This is a genomic window from Nonomuraea sp. NPDC003727, from assembly GCF_053586935.1.
In genome coordinates this window covers 408,782-425,571 of the sequence record NZ_JBSFNE010000006.1, presented here as the reverse complement: position 1 = coordinate 425,571, position 16,790 = coordinate 408,782, and the positions used below count along the sequence as shown (strand labels likewise).

Here is a 16,790-nt window from a genome sequence, read left to right as displayed (position 1 = left end):
GGCGCGCCTCCCCCTGGGAAAGACGGGGGGAGGAGGCGCGTCAGCCCTTGGTGGAGCCGAGCGTGAGCCCGGAGATGAACTGCTTGTGCGCCAGCTGGAAGACGATCAGCGTCGGCAGCGCCACCAGCAGCGACCCGGCCGCCAGCAGGTTGTAGTCGGTGAAGAACTGCCCGCGCAGGTTGTTCAGCGCCGACGTCACCGGCAGCTTGTCGCCCGACGACATCAGCACCAGCGCCCACAGGAAGTCGTTGTACATCCACGTGAACTCCAGCGTGGCCAGCGCCGCCAGCGCGGGACGGCACAGCGGCAACGTCAGCTGCCAGTAGCGCCGCCACACGCTCGCCCCGTCCACCAGCGCCGCCTCGGAGATCTCCTCGGGGATCGTCCGCATGAAGTTGGCCAGCACGAACACGCAGAAACCGAACTGGAAGGCCACGTGGACGAGGATCAGCCCGAGGTAGGAGTCGTACAGCGACAGCGAGTCCGACAGCCACCACGGCAGCGGGACCAGCGTGTACAGCGTGTACAGCGGCGTGATCAGCACCTGCGGCGGCAGCAGGTTGCCCGCCGTGAACACCACCAGCAGCACCTTGCGCCCCGGGATGCGCAGCCGGGCGATCACGAAGGCGGCGAAGGAGGCCAGCAGCAGGGTGAGGATCACGCCGGGCACGACGACGATCAGCGTGTTGAGGTAGTACTTGGGCAGCTCGGCCTGGGCCCAGGCCTGGGTGTAGTAGTCGAGGGTGAGCGTGCGGGGCAGCGAGAAGTAGCCCAGCTCGGCCGTCTCCTCGTACGGCCGCAGCGAGGCGTAGACGGCCAGCAGCAGCGGCAGCAGCCAGCCCAGCGACACGACCACGAGGAAGGCGTGCAGCACCACCCGCGACGGCCGGAAGGGGCGTTTGGCCGGCGGCCGGGCCGGCTGGACGGCGGTGGGGCGGGAGGCGGTCAGCGTCACCTGCGGTCCTCCTTGAACATCTGCGTCAGGTAGGTGACGATGAACCCCATCGAGATCACCAGCAGGATCACCGCGATCGCCGAGCCGAACCCGATCCTGCTCGCCTCGCCCACGATGTTCTCGGTGACCAGCACCGACAGCAGTTCGAGCCCGTTCCTGCCCTTGTTGATGGCGTAGACGATGTCGAAGGCGCGCAGCGCCTCGATGACCGTGATCACCAGCACGATGATGTTGATCGGCCGCAGGGTGGGGAAGACCACGCGGAAGAACGACTGCGCCTCGTTGGCCCCGTCGATCGCCGCGGCCTCCTTCAGCGCGGGGTCGACCGCCTTCAGCCCGGCCAGGTAGATGATCATCACGTAGCCGACGTGCCGCCAGGCGGCGGCCACCATGACGACCCAGATGTTGATGTCGCTGTCGCCGAGCCAGTCGGTGGTGAGCCCGGTGACCGCGTTCAGCACGCCGTAGTCGGAGGAGTAGACGAGCTGGGCGATGAAGCCGACGACGGCGAGGGACAGGACGACGGGCAGGTAGAGCGCGCTCTGGTAGGCCCGCGACAGCCGCAGCCGCCGGTCGAGCAGCACCGCGCAGAACAGCCCGAAGGGGGTGGCGACCAGGCCGAGGAAGCCCAGCCACAGCACGTTGTTGCGGACCGCGGACCAGAACGGCGGGTACTCGCCCGCCAGGTCTCCGTAGTTGCGCGTCCCGATCCAGCGCAGCTCGGAGATGCCGTTCCAGTCGGTGCCCGACAGCGCGATCGAGGCCAGCGTGGGTCCCCAGATGAGAGCCACGTTGACCAGGACGGCCGTCCCGAGCCCCAGGCTCAGGACAGCGAGGTCCCTGGGGGAGTATCGGCGGGTCATCAACGGAAGATGTTGAGCTTCTGCGCCTCGATGTCCTTCAGCAAGGAGTCGATGTCGTCGGGTTTGCCGACGAACCGCTGCAGCGCCGGGATCATCACGGTCGAGGCGAAGTCGGGCCGGGTGTCGCGGTCGAGGAACTGGGCGATGTGCTTGGCCTGCGAGACCAGCTCGGCACCCCGTTTCTGCAGCGCGCTGTAGCCGCCGGTGTCGGCCTTGGAGCTGGCCGCCAGTGTGCCGGGGTCGAGCTTGGTGGCCGCGTTCTGCGAGGTGGCCTGCGCGAAGTGCTTGAGCAGCGTCTTGGCGCCGTCCACGTTCTTGGCCTTGGCCGAGATCATGTAGCCGTCGATCGGCGCGTCGATGGAGTCGGTGCCGAACTGCGGGTTGATCTCGGGGAAGGTGAAGAAGTCGATGTCGTCGCGGTCGGCCTCGGGGAACTGCTGGGCGACGAACATGCCCAGCAGGTACATGCCGGTCTTCTTCTGGGCGAGCGACTGCCCGGCCTCCTGCCAGGTACGGCCCAGCGCCGCGGGCTGGTGGAACTCCATCAGGCCCCGCCAGGTGTCGAAGACCTGCCTGACCTTCGGGTCGGTCCACGTCTCCTTGCCGGCCATCAGGGAGATGTGGAAGTCGTAGCCGTTGGTCCGCATGTTGAGGATGTCGAAGGTGCCCATCGCGGGCCAGCCGTCCTTGTCGGCGAAGGCGATGGGGATGAGCCCGTCGGCCTTCATCTTCCTGGCCAGCGCGGTTAACTCGTCCAGCGTCTTGGGTGGCTGGTAGCCCTTCTCCTCCCACAGGCTCTTGCGGTAGAAGACCGCCCACGGGTAGTAGGTGAACGGGACGAAGTACTGCTTGCCGTCCGAGCCTGTCGAGGCCGCCTTGAAGGCGGGGGTGTAGTCGGCGCCGATCTCCTGCCACACGTCGGAGATGTCGGTGGCCAGCCCCTGCTCGGCGAAGAACTGCATGCGGTAGCCCGCGAACCAGGTGAACACGTCGTCGGGCGTGCCCTTGAGGTAGCGGTTGATGTTCTCCTGGAAGGTGTTGTGGTCGACCGTGTTGATTCTGACGTCGGCCTGCGTGAAGGCCTTGATCACGGTTTCCAGTGACTTCTTGGGGATTTCGTCGGAGGCGTTGGAGCCGATGGTGACGGTGCCGCGCGCCGCCGAACCGCTCGCGCCGGGGGCGCGCTGATCGCTGGGGTTTCCGCCGCATCCCGCGAGGATCGCGGGGACTCCGAAGGCCGCTGCGCCGAGCAGCAGGTTCCGGCGGGTGATCGGCAGACGTTGGGTCATGGTGAGTTCCTCCTTGGCCGACCCTCAGATTCCCCCGATATTCCGCAAATTCCCACAGAATCAGCACGAATGTCAACGTAGGTTTCCTAACGATCGAGGGCTTCCCAGAGGCGACTTCCGCGCCTATAGTTGATGTCAACTAGTTGATGTCAACTATGGAGATGTGCGTGGAGAACCGGCGCAAGGTGTCCAACCCGCTCGCCCTGGCGGTGCTGGCGTTCCTGCTGATGGAGCCGATGCATCCGTACGAACTCGGGCGGCGGCTGCAGGAGACCCACAAGGACCGCAGCTTCAAGTACAACAGGGGCTCGCTCTACATGGTGGTCAAGCAGCTGGCGAAGGCGGGTCTCATCGTCGAGCGGGAGACCGTGCGCGACACCGAACGCCCCGAGCGCACGCTCTACGCGCTCACCGACCCCGGCCGGCGCGAGCTCTACGACTGGCTGCGTGAGCTGGTCGCCCAGCCGGCGGAGGAGTACCCGCACTTCGGGGTCGCGCTCTCCCTGCTGAGCGTTCTCGATCCGGCCGAGGCGGCCGGCCTGCTGCGCCGGCGCGCCACCGCGATCGAGGCGCAGGCCGGCGAGATCCGCGAGAGCGTGCGCGCCGCCACCGAGAGCGGCGTCGCATGGGTGTTCCTCGTCGAGGAGGACTACCGGCTCGCCGTGATCGAGGCCGAGCTCCGCTTCGTCGACCGGCTCGTCGAGGCGCTCCAGCAACCCGACTACGTCACCACCTGGCACACGATCTTCGGGAGTCATCATGGCAGCGGTTAGCACGGCACTGGTGATCGGCGGCGGCATCGCGGGCCCCGTGACCGCGATGGCACTGCGCCGCGCGGGCATCGAGGCGACCGTCCACGAGGCCTACGCGGGCACCGCGGACGGCATCGGCGGCACGCTCACCATCGCGCCGAACGGGCTGGACGCCTTACGGGCCGTCGGCGCGGACACGCCGGTCAAGGCCACCGGGCAGCCCGTGAAGGACACGGTGATCACCGACGGCGCGGGCAGGCTCATCGGCGAGTTCCGCGGCCTGGCCGACCTCGAGCCCGGCCAGGCGATGTGGCGCGGCGACCTGTACCGGGCGGTGCACGCCCACGCCGTCGCCTCCGGCGTCCCCTTCGCCTACGGCAGGCGCCTGGTCGGCGCCGACGAGAGCGCCACGGGCGTCACCGCGCACTTCGCCGACGGCACGAGCGCGAGCGCCGACATCCTCGTCGGCGCGGACGGCATCCGCTCCGTCGTCCGCACGCTCATCGACCCCGCCGCGCCCGAGCCGCGCCACGTCCCCCTGCTGAACTTCGGCGGCCTGGCCGACGTCGCGCCACCGGCCCGGCCCGACGCCGCGTACTTCGTCTTCGGCGGGCGCGGCTTCCTCGGCTACTGGGTCCAGCCCGACGGCAGGACCGCCTGGTTCGCCAACGTCCCCCACGACAGGCCGATGACCACCGCCCAGGCGCGGGCCGTGCCCGCGGACGAGTGGCTGCGCCGGCTGCGCGAGATCTACGCGGGCGACGTGCCCGGCCCGGAGCTGCTGCGGCACACCAGGCCCGAGGACCTGGTCACGCTGGGCACGGTCGAGATCATGCCGAGCGTGCCGCGCTGGCACAGCGACAGGATGGTGCTGGTCGGCGACTCCGTCCACGCGCCGTCGCCCAGCTCGGGACAGGGCGCGTCACTGGCGGCGGAGAGCGCGGTCGAGCTCGCCCGCTGCCTGCGCGACCTGCCCGACCCCGCCCGCGCCTTCGCGGCCTACGAACGGCTGCGCCGCGAGCGCGTGGAGAAGGTCGCCAGGCGGGCCGCCAGGACCAACAACAGCAAGGCGCTCGGGCCGTTCGCCATCACGATGATGAGGCTGATGATGCCGCTGGCGACGCGGACGTTCCTGAAGCCGGAGCGGACGCTCGGCGTCGAGCAACGCCACCACGTCGAGTGGGACGCCCCCGTCGGCGCCCCCTCGGCCACCTCGGCGCGATGAGCCCCCGTCGCTAGGCGTACAGGCCGTCGATCTCGGCGGCGAAGTCCTTCATCACCAGGTTCCGCTTGACCTTGAGCGTCGGCGTCAGGTGCCCGCTCTCCTCGGTCAGGTCCGCGTCCAGGATGACGAACTTCTTGATCTGCTCCGCCCGCGACACGCTCCTGTTGGCCGCGTCGACCGCCGACTGCACCTCCGCCAGCACTGCGGCGTCCTGCCCGGCCTGCCCGGCCGGCAGCCCGCGCTGCGCCAGCGCCTCGGGGTCGAGCGTGACGAGGGCGGCGGCGAACGGCCTGCCGTCGCCGACGACCATGGCCTGGGAGATCAGCGGGTGCGACCTGATGGCGTCCTCGAGCGGCGCGGGCGCGATGTTCTTGCCCGCGGCCGTGACCAGGATCTCCTTCTTGCGCCCGGTGATGCGCAGGTACCCGTCGCCGTCGAGCTCCCCGACGTCGCCGGTGTGGTACCAGCCGTCGGCGTCGACCGCCGCCGCGGTGGCCTCGTCGTTGTTCCAGTAGCCGTGGAAGACGTGGCGGCCCTTGGTGAGGATCTCGCCGTCCTCGTCGATCCTGACACTGGCGCCCGGGATCGGCTTGCCCACAGTGCCGATCTTGTTGGCGCCGGGCATGTTGACCGAGACGGGCGCGGTCGTCTCGGTCAGGCCGTACCCCTCGAAGACCTCGATGCCGACGCCGGTGAAGAAGTGACCGAGCCGCTCGCCGAGCGCGCCGCCGCCGGAGACGGCCGCCGACAGCCGGCCGCCCGTGGCCTGGCGGAGCTTGCCGTACACCAGCTTGTCGAACAGCAGGTGCCGCAGGCGCAGGCCGAGCGGCGCGCCGCCGGCGGACCGGGCCTTGCTGTAGGCGATGGCGACGTCGGCGGCGCGGGCGAAGATCCTGCCCTTGCCGCTCGCGATGGCCTTCTGCTCGGCGCCGTTGTAGACCTTCTCGAACACCCTGGGCACGCCGAGCAGGAACGTCGGCTGGAAGGCCGCCAGGTCGGGCGCGACGTTCTTCATGTTCGGCGTGTGGGCCAGCACGGTGCCGGTCTCGACGAGCACGATCTGGATCACCCTGGCGAACACGTGCGCCAGCGGCAGGAACAGCAGCGCCGCCCGGCCCGGCACGTCGAAGAGCGGCTCCAGCGGCCCCCTGGCCACGTTGATCGAGGTGAACAGCAGGTTGTCGTGGGTGAGCCGGCAGCCCTTCGGCCTGCCCGTGGTGCCGGAGGTGTAGATGATCGTCGCCAGGTCGCCGCCCTGCCGGGAGGTACGGCGCGCCTCCAACTCCTCGTCGGAGACGCCGGGACCGGTCAGGTCGCCGATCTCCGTCACCCGCCAGACGTTCTCCAGCGCCGGCTGGGCCGCCTTGACCGTCTCCTCGTGGGCGTCGAGCTCGACGAAGGCGGCCTTGGCGCCGCTGTCGGACAGGATCCACGCGACCTGGTCGGTGGCGGAGGTCTCGTACACGGGCACGCTGACCGCGCCGGCCGCCCAGATGGCGTAGTCGATGACGGTCCACTCGTACCGGGTGCGCGACATCAGCGCGATGCGGTCGCCGGTCTCGATGCCCGCGGCGATGAGGCCCTTGGCCAGCGCGGCGACCTCGTCACGGAACTCGCCCGCGGTGACGGCCGGCCAGCTCTCGCCGGCCTTCCTGCGCATCACGACCACCCCAGGCTCCTGCTCGCCGCGCCTGAAGACCGTGTCGGTGCAGTTGGCGGTTAGCGGAACATCCACCAGGACGGGGACGCTGTACTCGCGCACGGATCACTCCTCCGGGTGCACGCTTCTGGGACGACCGAGGACGCTACCGCGTTAAGTTACGCGTGGGTAGCCTCGTCACATAGGCGTTATCAAGGGCGTTCATCACGCTAGCAGCCGTTGGGCGCAGTGCCGCACCAGCCGCGAAGGGGCGCCACTAGGGTGTCCCGTATGCGGGTGCATGTCGTGAGCGATGTCCACGGAAGCGTCGACGCGCTGGCCCGCGCGGGCGACGGCGCCGACGCCCTGATCTGCCTGGGCGACCTGATCCTCTTCATCGACTACGCCGACCACGCCCAGGGCATCTTCCCCGAGCTGTTCGGCGCGGAGATGGCCGCCGAGTTCATCGCGCTGCGCACCGCCAAGCGGTTCGACGAGGCCAGGCAGCTGTCAGGACGGCTGTGGGCGAGCCTCGACGGCGATCCGCGCGATCACATCGAGCGGATCGTCAGGGACCAGTACGCGCGGCTGTTCGCGGCCATGCCGACGCCGGCCTACCTGACCTACGGCAACGTCGACCTGCCCCGGCTGTGGGGCGACTACCTCAGGCCGGGGCTGACCGTGCTCGACGGGCAGACCGTGGAGATCGGCGGGCTCACGTTCGGCTTCGTCGGGGGAGGGCTGCGCACGCCCTACCGCACGCCGTACGAGATCAGCGACGAGGAGTTCGCCGCCAAGGTGGCCGCGGTCGGCGAGGTGGACGTCCTGTGCTGCCACATCCCGCCCGCGGTGCCCGAGCTGCTCTACGACGTGGTGGCCAGGCGCTACGAGAGAGGCAGCGAGGCGACGCTGGAGGCGATCAGGCGCACCCAGCCGCGCTACGCGCTGTTCGGGCACGTGCACCAGCCGCTCTACGCGCGCACCAGGATCGGTAGGACCGAATGCGTGAACGTCGGCCACTTCCGTGGAAACGGCGTCCCTTACGTCCTCGAATGGTGACCTGACCGGTACCTTGGTCGCATGGCTGACCGCACCACGTCGAGCATCACCATCGACGCCGACCGCTCCAGCGTGATGACCGTCGTCGCCGACTTCCCCGCCTACCCCGAATGGGCGGGTCAGGTGAAGTCGGCCGAGGTCCTGACCACGGACGGCGACGGACGCCCGCAGACCGTGCGCTTCGTGCTCGACGCGGGGGTGATCAGCGACACCTACACCCTCGGCTACGAGTGGAACGACGACGACAGCGTCAGCTGGCGGGTCGTCGAGTCCGGCACGATGGTGCGCGAGCTGAGGGGGAGTTACACCCTCACCGATCGGGGCAGTGGCACCGAGGTGACCTACGATCTCGCGGTCGACCTCAAGGTCCCGATGATCGGCATGATCAAGCGCAAGGCGGAGAAGGTCATCGTCGACACGGCGCTCAAGGGTCTGAAGAGGCGTGTCGAGGGCCGATGAGAGTCCTGCTCTTCACCGGTAAGGGCGGCGTCGGCAAGACGACGGTGGCCGCGGCCACCGCGACGCTCGCCGCGCGGCGCGGGCTGAAGACCCTGGTCGTCTCCACCGACACCGCCCACTCGCTGGCCGACGCGCTCGCCGTCACCGTGGCCGACCAGCCGGTGGAGATCGAGCCCGGCCTGCACCTCCACCAGGTCGACACCCAGAAGTCGCTCGAACGCCACTGGGGAGAGCTGCAGGACTACGCCAGGGGCCTGTTCACCGAGCTCGGCCTCGACGAGATCACCGCCGAGGAGATCACCGTCCTGCCGGGCGCCGAGGAGGTCATCGCGCTGCTCGAGCTGCGCGAGCAGGCCCGGTCGGGACGCTGGGACGTCATCGTCGTCGACTGCGCGCCGACCGCCGAGACGCTGCGCCTGCTGTCCCTGCCCGAGGCGCTCGACTGGCACGTCTCGCGGCTGCTGCCCGTCGGACGCAGGCTGATGAAGGTCGTCGCGCCGTTCGTGCGCGGTCTCGCCCACGTCAGCACCCCCGGCGACGAGGTCGTCGGCGCGGCCGAGCGCCTGCACCGCAGCCTCATGGACGTGCGCGGGCTGCTCACCGGCCCCTCCGCCTCCGTCCGCCTCGTGCTGACGCCCGAGTCGGTGGTGCTGGCCGAGGCCAGGCGCACCCTCACCTCGCTCAACCTGTACGGCTACCGCGTCGACGCGGTGATCGCCAACCGCGTCTTCCCCGCCGAGGACGCCGACGAGTGGCGCACCCAGTGGGTGATCGCCCAGTCGAAGCTCCTGGCGGAGGCCGAGGAGTCGTTCGCCCCGCTGCCCGTCCACGTCGTCCCCTACCTGCCGGGCGAGCCCGTCGGCGCCGACGCGCTGGCCGAGGTGGGCGCGGCCGTTTACGCCGGCAGCGATCCGTTCGCCGATCCCGGCGTCGAGCCGCCGCTCGCCTTCGACGGCGACGAGCTGTCCCTCGCCCTGCCGGGAGCCGACAGGAGCGAGATCGACCTGGCCCGCAAGGGCGACGAGCTGATCGTCACGGCCGGGCCGTACCGGAGGATCCTGGCGCTGCCCGCCGCGCTGGCGCGCAGGAAGATCGGCGGCGCCGTGCTCCGCGACGGCCGCCTGCGGGTACGGTTCCTGGCAGGAGGGCGAGATGACTGAGAGCAACGACAGAGATCCCATCGGCACGGTCGCCGAGGAAGCGCGCAAGCTGTTCGACGCGCTGCAGGGGCGAGCCACCCGCCAGGTCGGCAAGACGGTGATCAACTCGTTCACCGGCGGCGGCAGCCGGGACAGGGACGTGTGGGGTGAGGCGGTCGCCGAACACCCCGAGGGCGAGTACATCTGCCGCGCGTGCCCGTTCTGCCGGGCCATCGCCGCGCAGCGGGAGTCGGGGTCGGACGTGACAGGGCATCTGATGGCCGCCGGTGGCGAGCTGTTCGCCGCCTTCCGCCAGGCCGTCGACGCGCTGAGCCGTCCGAGCACCGCCCGCAGGCCCCGTGAGGAGCGACGCGACGACGTGGAGCACATCGACCTGGGCTGAGGAGCTCCGGAGGAAAGGTTGGGACGGACATGCTGACGATCGGCGTGGACATCGGCGGGACGAAGGTCGCCGCGGGCGTGGTGGACGAGAACGGCACCATCATCGACAACGCCTTGCGGCCCACCGCGGCAGACCGGCCCGACCTGCTCGCCGTGACAGTCGCCGACGTGGTCAAGGAGCTGTCGAAGGGCAAGGAGATCGAGGCGGTCGGCGTGGGCGCGGCGGGCTTCGTCGACGAGACCCGCTCCATCGTCCGCTTCGCGCCGAACCTGGCCTGGCGCGAGGAGCCGCTCCAGAAGAAGATCACCGAGCTCGTCGGCCTGCCCGTCGTCGTGGAGAACGACGCCAACGCCATGGCGTGGGGCGAGGCCCGCTTCGGCGCGGGCAGGGGCGAGAGCCACATAGTGTGCGTCACCGTCGGCACCGGCATCGGCGGCGGCATCGTCATCGACGGCCAGCTCTACCGCGGCCGGTGGGGCATGGGCGCCGAGCTCGGCCACATGCAGGTGGTGCCCGAGGGCAGGCTCTGCGGGTGCGGCAACCTCGGCTGCTGGGAGCAGTACGCCAGCGGCAACGCGCTCGTCCGCGAGACCCGCGAGATCGTCGCCAACCAGCCGGAGCGGGCCTCGATCCTGCTCGGCATGGTAGGCGACACGATCGAGGGCGAGGAGATCACCGAGGCCGCCCGGCAGGGTGACGAGGCCTCGCTGGCCGCCTTCGCCAGCATGGCCGACTGGCTGGCGCAGGGCATGGCCGACCTCGCGGCCGTGCTCGACCCCGGGCTCTTCATCGTCGGCGGCGGCGTGTCGCGGGCGGCCGACCTGTTCATCGACAGGACACGCGAGACGTTCGCCCGCGCGCTGACCGGCAGGGGCCACCGGCCGGTCGCCGAGATCAAGCTCGCCCGGCTCGGCGCGTCGGCCGGGCTCGTGGGCGCTGCGGATCTGGCCCGCAGGAGGTAAATTCACGGGGTGACCATCACGGTCGGCACCTACAACGTGCGCGGCATGAAGGATGACGTCGCCGCGCTTGCCAGGGTCATCAAGGCGATGAGTCCTGACGTGCTGTGCGTGCAGGAGGCGCCGCGGCTGCTGTGCTGGCGGCGCCGGCGCGCGGAACTGGCCGAGTCGGCGGGGTTGCGCGTCGCCGCGGGCGGCAGTCTCGGCGGGGTGGCCATCCTCACCGCTCCCGGGGTACGGCTGCTGCACACCGAGAGCCACGTGTTAAAGATCTTCTTAGGCTTGGAGATCAGAGCCGTCGCCATCGCCGTCGTCGAGGTGGAGGGCGCGCGCTTCGCCGTCGGCTCGATCCACCTCGACCTCGACGAGGCGGCCAGGCTCCACCACGCCACGGAGGCCGTCACCATGATCGAGCAGGTCGCGGCCAGGTTCGGCGCCGCGATCGTCCTCGCGGGCGACATCAACGAGCAGGACGACAAGGCCACCTGGCGCTACATCGCGGCCAGGCTGAGCGACTGCTATCCGAGGGCGCCGCGAGGTAATGGTTTCACCTTCACGGCCAGGCGCCCCGGCAAGCGCATCGACGCGATCTTCGCCGCTCAGGGCCTCGAGGTCGCCTGGTGCGGTGGCGTCGACGCCGATCCCGGCGACCTCATGGCGGCCACCGACCATCTGCCGGTGGCCGCCAGGCTTGTGCGGACCTAGGCCGCGACGCGGCGCCGCGGGCCGTACCATTTGCTCATGACCCGTCGCCTTCGGCGGCGTGCGCTGTTCCTGTGCGTGGCAACCATCGTCTCCGGACTGCCCGTCGTGGGCGCCGCGCACGCCGAGCCCGCCAGCACGCCGATCGAGGCGTGGCAGCGCTCGACGAGCGTGCACCTGCGGGCCGACAGCACGCTGACCGACGTGGACGCGGTCTCCGCGACCGAGGTGTGGGCGGTCGGCCAGCAGCAGATCTGGGACGTGTGGGAGAACCGCGGCTCCATCAGCCGGTGGAACGGCAAGACGTGGAGCGAGGTGCCCATCCGCGACACGACGGGCACAGGGCAACTGCGCAGCGTGTCGGCCGTCTCCGCGGGCCAGGTCTGGACGGTGGGCGACGGCCACGACGGCCTGCCGTACCTGGGCAGGGGTGACGCCGGCGGCTTCGACAGGGTCAGGGTGCCCGGCGTGCGGGCGGGCGACTGGTTCGGCGGCATCGACGCCCGCGCCGGCCGGGTCGTCGCCGCGGGCAGCCGCGACGGCAAGGCGCTGCTGCTGACCGGGCAGGACGGCAGGTGGACGCTGCACCAGAGCGAGGAGGACGGCACCCTCTACGCGGTCGCCGGCACCTTCGCCGTCGGCGACACCGGCAAGGCGCCGCTGATCATGCGCTACGCCGAGGGCAAGTGGACCCGGATGCCGCTGCCCTCCGTCCCCGGCGGCTATCTGCGCGACGTCTACGTCGACAGCGCCAAGCGGGCGGTGGCGGTGGGCGGCGTCTACGGCGAGCTGGGCGTGTCCGAGCCGCTCGCGCTGGTCTGGAACGGCAAGCGCTGGAGCCGCGCCGACCTGCCGGAGTCACGCGCCAGGCTGTACGGCGTCACCGGGGACGGCAAGGGCCGTTTCTGGGTCTCCGGCTACGACCCCGACCACGACGACGAGGCGTACCTGCTGCGCAGGGAGAAGAAGCGGTGGGAGGTCATCCGCGGCGGCCCCGAGAAGGTCAGGGGCAGCGTCAGGCTGCAGGCGGTGACCTACCTGCCGGGCAAGGGCGCGGTCTGGGCCGTCGGCCACGTCGTCGACGCGGCCGAACGCTACACCGACATCGTGGAGTCCTTCGCGCGCTCGGCGGACCGCTGACCGCGACCGCCGCGGCGCGTGCTCCCGGCGGTCAGACGACCGCGCCGTCGTCCCAGCCGGAGTCGTTGGGCGGGCCGTCACCCATGCGCACCACGAGCGCCACGAAGCCGCCGATGAAGGCGGCCACCGCGGTGAACAGCGCCCACCCCTGCATGTCCCAGCCGCTCATGGCCGCAACCAGCAGGTAGGCGGGGCCGCCGAACAGGGCCACCCACGCGAGCTTGGTGGCCAGGTCGATCTTGGGCAGCGGAGGGGGCGGCTCGGGCACGAAGTGGCCCTCGTCGTCGTCCTCCTCCAGGGGCGTCTGGTCGTCGTCCGGCTCGGAGGCCTTGATCACCCTGCGGGTGGGCTCGGGCTCGTGATCGGCGGGGGACAGGTTCTCGCTGTCGGGCCACGGCTGCTCGGCCGAGTCCGGCTCGTTGTAGGACGCGACGATCTGACGCCAGACCTCGTCCTCGTCACTCTGCGGCGTCACGTCACATCCTTCACGAAGATCGCACTTGTCCCCCGGTGGCGATCAGTCTCTCTGCAAGGGTACCGAGGCATGTGTCCTGATGAAGTCCAGGCTCCCGGCAAAGATCTTGTCGGCATCGTTGTCGAGGGTCGCAACATGGTAGCTATCGGGGAGCTCCTCCACCGTCACTCCGGCGACCCGCTCGCGCAGGATCGCCACGCTCGTCGGTTTGACCACGTGGTCCTCGGGGCTGTGGAAGACCAGCACCGGCGCCTCGAGCGTCGCCAGGTCGGCCTGCACGAGCGACCACAGCCACGGCAGCGACGCCGCCGCCTTGACCGGTGTGCGCGTGTAGGCCAGCTCGGCCGCTCCCGGCTTCTTGATGTCGCCCGCCACTCCGGGAACCGACGCGATGAACCACTTCAGCAGCGGCGCGAGACGCAGCAGCGGCACGTCGTTGGCGATCGACGGGTTGACCACGATCACGCCCTTGACGCCAGGACCGTGCACCTCCGCCAGCCTTAACGCCATGCAGCCGCCCAGCGAGAGCCCGGCCACGAACACCTCCGCGCACCTGCCCTGCAGGTCCTCGAAGGCCTTCTCCAGCTCGGCGAACCAGTCCTCCCAGCGGGTGTGGCTCATCTCCTGCCAGGTGGTCCCGTGCCCGGGCAGCCGCGGCAGGGCCACGGTGAGGCCGTGCGCCGCCAGGTACTCGCCCCAGGGCCGCAACGACTGTGGTGTGCCGGTGAAGCCGTGACACAGCAGGACACCCACCTGTCCGGCCTCGTGGTGGTACGGCTCAGCGCCTGGCATGACCGGCATAACCGCTCCTCGCCGGGAAATCATCCCTGCACAATTTCGTCGGTAATTGATCCCCGATTTGCCCGATCGTCGCATGATATGGGGGAGTTGCGCGAGTGGTGGTGTAGGAGCTTGGCCACCGAGATGCGAAGATGATTACCGACTGTTCCGAGGGAGAGGTGGCCAGGTGTTCTATTGGGTGGTCAAGGCCATCTTGGCGCCGTTCCTGCATCTGATCTTCCGGCCGTGGGCCGAGGGCCTCGACAACGTGCCGCGTCAGGGGCCCGTCATCCTCGCGGGCAACCACCTGTCCTTCGCCGACCATTTCTTCGGCGCCCTCCACCTGCCGCGCAAGGTGATCTCGCTCGGCAAATCCGACTACTTCACCGGCCGCGGCGTCAAGGGCTTCTTCACCCGGCTGTTCTTCAGCGGCGTCGGCACCGTACCGATCGACCGTTCGGGCGGCAAGGCCAGCGAGGCGGCGCTGCGCACCGGCAAGCGGATCCTCGCCGAAGGCAGCGTGCTCGGCATCTACCCCGAGGGCACCCGCTCGCCCGACGGCCGCCTCTACAAGGGCAAGACCGGCGTGGCCAGGCTGGCGCTGGAGTCGCGGGCCCCGGTCATCCCCTGGGCCATGGTCAACACCTTCGAGATGATGCCGCCGGGACGGCCGCTGCCCAAGCTCGGCATCAGGCCGGGCGTGCGCTTCGGCAAGCCGCTCGACTTCTCCCGCTACTACGGCATGGAGGACGACCGCCTGGTGCTTCGCGCGGTCACCGACGAGATCATGTACGCGCTGATGGAGCTGTCGGGCCAGGAGTACGTCGACAAGTACGCCGCCAGCGCCAAGGTCGAGATGGAGCGCGCCGCCAGGGCGGCACGCGCCTAACCCTCCTCGGCCACCTGGCGCCGCCCGCTGTCCTCGACCACCCGCCTGACGGTGGCGCGCAGCCACGCGTGCGCCGCGTCGGCGTCGTGGCGAGGATGCCAGGCCTGCGCCTGCCGTGGCAGGCGCTGTTCCTCATCCCCGTCCCGATCGCCGGGCTGCTCGCCCTGCTCACCGCCAGGCTCGCGCCCCGGCTGCCCCGCCACCACGCCGACCTCGACCTGCCCGGCGCCGCGCTGCTGATCGCCGGATCCGTCGCGCTGCTGTTCGGCGTCATCGAAGGACCCTCGCACGGCTGGCTCAGCGCCCCCGTGCTCGGCGCTTTCGCCGTCGCCGCCGCGCTTCCTCGCGGGATTCGTCGCCCACCAGTTCCGTACGGCGGGGCCGCTGCTCGACCCCCGCCTGTTCGCCAGGCCGGGACTGCGGGCGGGCACGCTCGGCGTCGCCGTGCTCTTCTCCGGGCTGTTCGCGCTGTTCTTCGTCAACGCCCGCTACCTGCAGGACGTCATGGGCCTGTCGCCGCTGCTCACCGGCCTGGCGATCCTGCCCCTCACCATCCCGATGATCGTGCTGTCCCGGCTGTCGGCGCGCTTCGACCTGCGCGTCGCGGTGCCGTCCGGGCTCGCGCTGGTCGTGGCCGGGCTGGTGACGCTGTCGTTCGCGGGCGCCGGCACGCCGTACCTGGTCTACGCCGTCGGGCCCACGCTCATGGGCGCCGCCCTGGCCACCCACGGCATGTCGGCGGGCTACCTCGTGATCGCGGGCGTCGTCCTCGCCGGGGCGCTGCTCAGTCTGCGGTGGCTTCGCGCACCCGCCGCACGTGCTCAGGCGTCGTACGGCAGCAGCCCCCGATGAGAGCGGCGCCCATCTCCTTCCACTCCCTGGCGGCCTCGCCGAACTCGGCCGGGTCGGCGGTCCCCAGCCAGCGCCGGTTGTCCGCGTCCCACGTCTCGCCCGAGTTCGGGTAGACGACGATCGTGAACCCGGCCAGCTGCCGGAGCAGGCCCGGGATGTGGGCCGGCGAGGTGCAGTTCACGCCGACCGCCACCACCTGCGGGCTGTCGGCGAACAGGGCCGCGGCGAGCCTGATCGGGGTGCCGTCGTTGAGATGCTTGTCGTCGCGGCAGGAGAAGGCGAGCCAGGCCTTCGTCTCGGGCGTCTCCTTGAGGAGGCGGCCGATCGCCTTGGCCTCCGCGAACGACGGGATGGTCTCACAGGCCAGCAGGTCAGCGCCCGAACCCGCCAGGATCTCCCACCTCGGACGGTGCCAGGCGACCAGGCCGTCCTCGTCGAGGTCGTAGTCACCGGTGTATTCCGCGCCGTTGGCCAGGTACGCGCCGTAGGGGCCGACGCTCGCCGCGACCAGACCGCCGCCCGCCTCGTCCCTGGCCTGGACGGCGAGCTCGACGGACAGGGCGATCAGGTCGGCGGCCTCGCGCTCGGACATCCCCCGCTTGACGAAGCCGGGGACGGAGGCCTGGTAGCTGGCGGTCGTGGCCACCTGCGCGCCGGCGGCGAAGTAGTCGGCGTGGACGCGGCGGATCAGGGCGGGGTCCTCCACCAACAGCCGGGCCGACCACAGGTCGTCGCTCAGGTCGGCACCCAGGGCTTCGAGGTGGGTGGCAAGACCGCCATCCAGGACAAGTGTGCTCACACCATCACCTTATGCGCTGCTGCCTGGGCGTTCTTCCCGGAGGACAGGCGCCTCCCGCGCTCGTTCGTCCGGATGTGGTCGGTGCGAGCACACCCGTGGAGGCTCGAGCCCGCATTCGGCCCCGAGAAATTCCTGCCCCGGCGGCAGCAAGACTCCCGCCCTGCCCGCTCGCCATGGGGGCCGGCCGCCCCCCACTACCGCGTGCGCCCTCCACTCGCTCCTCCCGTGCGCCTCCGCCCGATCCTCCCGTGCGCCTCCGCCCGCTTCCCGTGTGCTTTCCCTCCCCTCCGTGACCGTCATCGGACGGCGCCTCGCTTGCCTGCGGTACTCGACGCAAGGGTGGGTGATGCACCCCGACCCCCGGGAGGTGCCGGGCCTTCCGAACTCGCGACGGTGAGAACCCCCGCCCGC

19 protein-coding genes are annotated in these 16,790 nt (G+C 70.5%); 11 read left to right on the top strand and 8 right to left on the bottom strand.

Features of this window, described 5'->3' with window-relative positions; all coding sequences use genetic code 11:
* Positions 1 to 40: 40 nt before the first annotated feature.
* The 3 genes from ACWDLG_RS18390 to ACWDLG_RS18380 are packed head-to-tail and all read right to left on the bottom strand — an operon-like array spanning position 41 to position 3,107.
* Positions 41 to 955: a carbohydrate ABC transporter permease gene (locus tag ACWDLG_RS18390; protein WP_354919374.1), complete on the bottom strand. Its 915-nt coding sequence runs from the start codon at positions 953 to 955 to the stop codon at positions 41 to 43.
* Complete coding sequence (locus ACWDLG_RS18385; protein WP_449921309.1) at positions 952 to 1,818, bottom strand: carbohydrate ABC transporter permease; 867 nt, start codon at positions 1,816 to 1,818, stop codon at positions 952 to 954. The genes ACWDLG_RS18390 and ACWDLG_RS18385 overlap by 4 nt, the downstream gene beginning before the upstream one ends.
* Positions 1,818 to 3,107 carry an ABC transporter substrate-binding protein gene (locus ACWDLG_RS18380; protein ID WP_354919369.1) on the bottom strand — a complete coding sequence of 430 codons (1,290 nt, stop codon included), beginning with the start codon at positions 3,105 to 3,107 and terminating at the stop codon, positions 1,818 to 1,820. The genes ACWDLG_RS18385 and ACWDLG_RS18380 overlap by 1 nt, the downstream gene beginning before the upstream one ends.
* Before the next feature lie 167 nt (positions 3,108 to 3,274).
* Between ACWDLG_RS18380 and ACWDLG_RS18375 the strand changes: the two genes are divergently transcribed.
* Together ACWDLG_RS18375 and ACWDLG_RS18370 are read left to right on the top strand one after the other, a co-directional pair.
* Positions 3,275 to 3,880 carry a PadR family transcriptional regulator gene (locus ACWDLG_RS18375; protein ID WP_449921307.1) on the top strand — a complete coding sequence of 202 codons (606 nt, stop codon included), beginning with the start codon at positions 3,275 to 3,277 and terminating at the stop codon, positions 3,878 to 3,880.
* Positions 3,867 to 5,084, top strand: coding sequence for an FAD-dependent oxidoreductase (locus ACWDLG_RS18370; RefSeq protein WP_449921304.1), 1,218 nt, complete (start codon positions 3,867 to 3,869; stop codon positions 5,082 to 5,084). Before ACWDLG_RS18375 ends, ACWDLG_RS18370 begins: the two co-directional genes overlap by 14 nt.
* A 10-nt stretch (positions 5,085 to 5,094) precedes the next feature.
* Here ACWDLG_RS18370 and ACWDLG_RS18365 read toward each other — a convergent pair whose 3' ends face one another.
* The gene (locus ACWDLG_RS18365; protein WP_449921303.1) at positions 5,095 to 6,846 is read right to left on the bottom strand and encodes an AMP-dependent synthetase/ligase; all 1,752 of its coding nucleotides are present in this window, start codon (positions 6,844 to 6,846) and stop codon (positions 5,095 to 5,097) included.
* Between the two features lie 168 nt (positions 6,847 to 7,014).
* Here ACWDLG_RS18365 and ACWDLG_RS18360 point away from each other — a divergent pair, with 168 nt between their 5' ends.
* From ACWDLG_RS18360 to ACWDLG_RS18330, 7 genes are read left to right on the top strand one after another with little or no spacing between them, the layout of a single operon-like run.
* Positions 7,015 to 7,782 (top strand): metallophosphoesterase family protein, encoded by a 768-nt coding sequence (locus ACWDLG_RS18360; protein ID WP_354919357.1) that lies wholly within the window; start codon positions 7,015 to 7,017, stop codon positions 7,780 to 7,782.
* A gap of 21 nt (positions 7,783 to 7,803) precedes the next feature.
* Positions 7,804 to 8,241, top strand: coding sequence for an SRPBCC family protein (locus ACWDLG_RS18355; protein WP_449921300.1), 438 nt, complete (start codon positions 7,804 to 7,806; stop codon positions 8,239 to 8,241).
* The gene (locus ACWDLG_RS18350) at positions 8,238 to 9,401 is read left to right on the top strand and encodes an ArsA family ATPase (RefSeq protein WP_449921297.1); all 1,164 of its coding nucleotides are present in this window, start codon (positions 8,238 to 8,240) and stop codon (positions 9,399 to 9,401) included. Before ACWDLG_RS18355 ends, ACWDLG_RS18350 begins: the two co-directional genes overlap by 4 nt.
* Positions 9,394 to 9,783 carry a DUF5304 family protein gene (locus ACWDLG_RS18345; RefSeq protein ID WP_449921294.1) on the top strand — a complete coding sequence of 130 codons (390 nt, stop codon included), beginning with the start codon at positions 9,394 to 9,396 and terminating at the stop codon, positions 9,781 to 9,783. The genes ACWDLG_RS18350 and ACWDLG_RS18345 overlap by 8 nt, the downstream gene beginning before the upstream one ends.
* Positions 9,784 to 9,812: 29 nt before the next feature.
* A complete protein-coding gene (locus ACWDLG_RS18340) occupies positions 9,813 to 10,745 on the top strand; it encodes an ROK family glucokinase (protein WP_449921293.1) in 933 nt (310 codons plus the stop codon).
* Positions 10,746 to 10,754: 9 nt separating this feature from the next.
* Positions 10,755 to 11,447 carry an endonuclease/exonuclease/phosphatase family protein gene (locus ACWDLG_RS18335; protein ID WP_449921291.1) on the top strand — a complete coding sequence of 231 codons (693 nt, stop codon included), beginning with the start codon at positions 10,755 to 10,757 and terminating at the stop codon, positions 11,445 to 11,447.
* Between the two features lie 36 nt (positions 11,448 to 11,483).
* Positions 11,484 to 12,584, top strand: a complete 1,101-nt coding sequence (locus ACWDLG_RS18330; RefSeq protein ID WP_449921289.1) for a hypothetical protein — start codon at positions 11,484 to 11,486, stop codon at positions 12,582 to 12,584.
* A gap of 31 nt (positions 12,585 to 12,615) precedes the next feature.
* Here ACWDLG_RS18330 and ACWDLG_RS18325 read toward each other — a convergent pair whose 3' ends face one another.
* Positions 12,616 to 13,059 (bottom strand): hypothetical protein, encoded by a 444-nt coding sequence (locus ACWDLG_RS18325; RefSeq protein WP_449921287.1) that lies wholly within the window; start codon positions 13,057 to 13,059, stop codon positions 12,616 to 12,618.
* Positions 13,060 to 13,101: 42 nt separating this feature from the next.
* Positions 13,102 to 13,860 (bottom strand): alpha/beta hydrolase, encoded by a 759-nt coding sequence (locus ACWDLG_RS18320; RefSeq protein ID WP_354919334.1) that lies wholly within the window; start codon positions 13,858 to 13,860, stop codon positions 13,102 to 13,104.
* A gap of 166 nt (positions 13,861 to 14,026) precedes the next feature.
* Between ACWDLG_RS18320 and ACWDLG_RS18315 the strand changes: the two genes are divergently transcribed.
* Positions 14,027 to 14,728, top strand: coding sequence for a lysophospholipid acyltransferase family protein (locus tag ACWDLG_RS18315; RefSeq protein WP_354919331.1), 702 nt, complete (start codon positions 14,027 to 14,029; stop codon positions 14,726 to 14,728).
* Here the strand turns inward: ACWDLG_RS18315 and ACWDLG_RS18310 are convergent.
* Positions 14,725 to 15,018 carry a hypothetical protein gene (locus tag ACWDLG_RS18310; protein WP_449921282.1) on the bottom strand — a complete coding sequence of 98 codons (294 nt, stop codon included), beginning with the start codon at positions 15,016 to 15,018 and terminating at the stop codon, positions 14,725 to 14,727. The genes ACWDLG_RS18315 and ACWDLG_RS18310 overlap by 4 nt on opposite strands.
* A 154-nt stretch (positions 15,019 to 15,172) precedes the next feature.
* Here ACWDLG_RS18310 and ACWDLG_RS18305 point away from each other — a divergent pair, with 154 nt between their 5' ends.
* Positions 15,173 to 15,580 (top strand): hypothetical protein, encoded by a 408-nt coding sequence (locus ACWDLG_RS18305; RefSeq protein ID WP_449921279.1) that lies wholly within the window; start codon positions 15,173 to 15,175, stop codon positions 15,578 to 15,580.
* On the opposite strand, the gene mmuM is transcribed toward ACWDLG_RS18305, so the two are convergent.
* Positions 15,513 to 16,379, bottom strand: coding sequence for a homocysteine S-methyltransferase (gene mmuM, locus ACWDLG_RS18300; protein WP_449921276.1), 867 nt, complete (start codon positions 16,377 to 16,379; stop codon positions 15,513 to 15,515). The genes ACWDLG_RS18305 and mmuM overlap by 68 nt on opposite strands.
* Positions 16,380 to 16,790 lie beyond the last annotated feature (411 nt).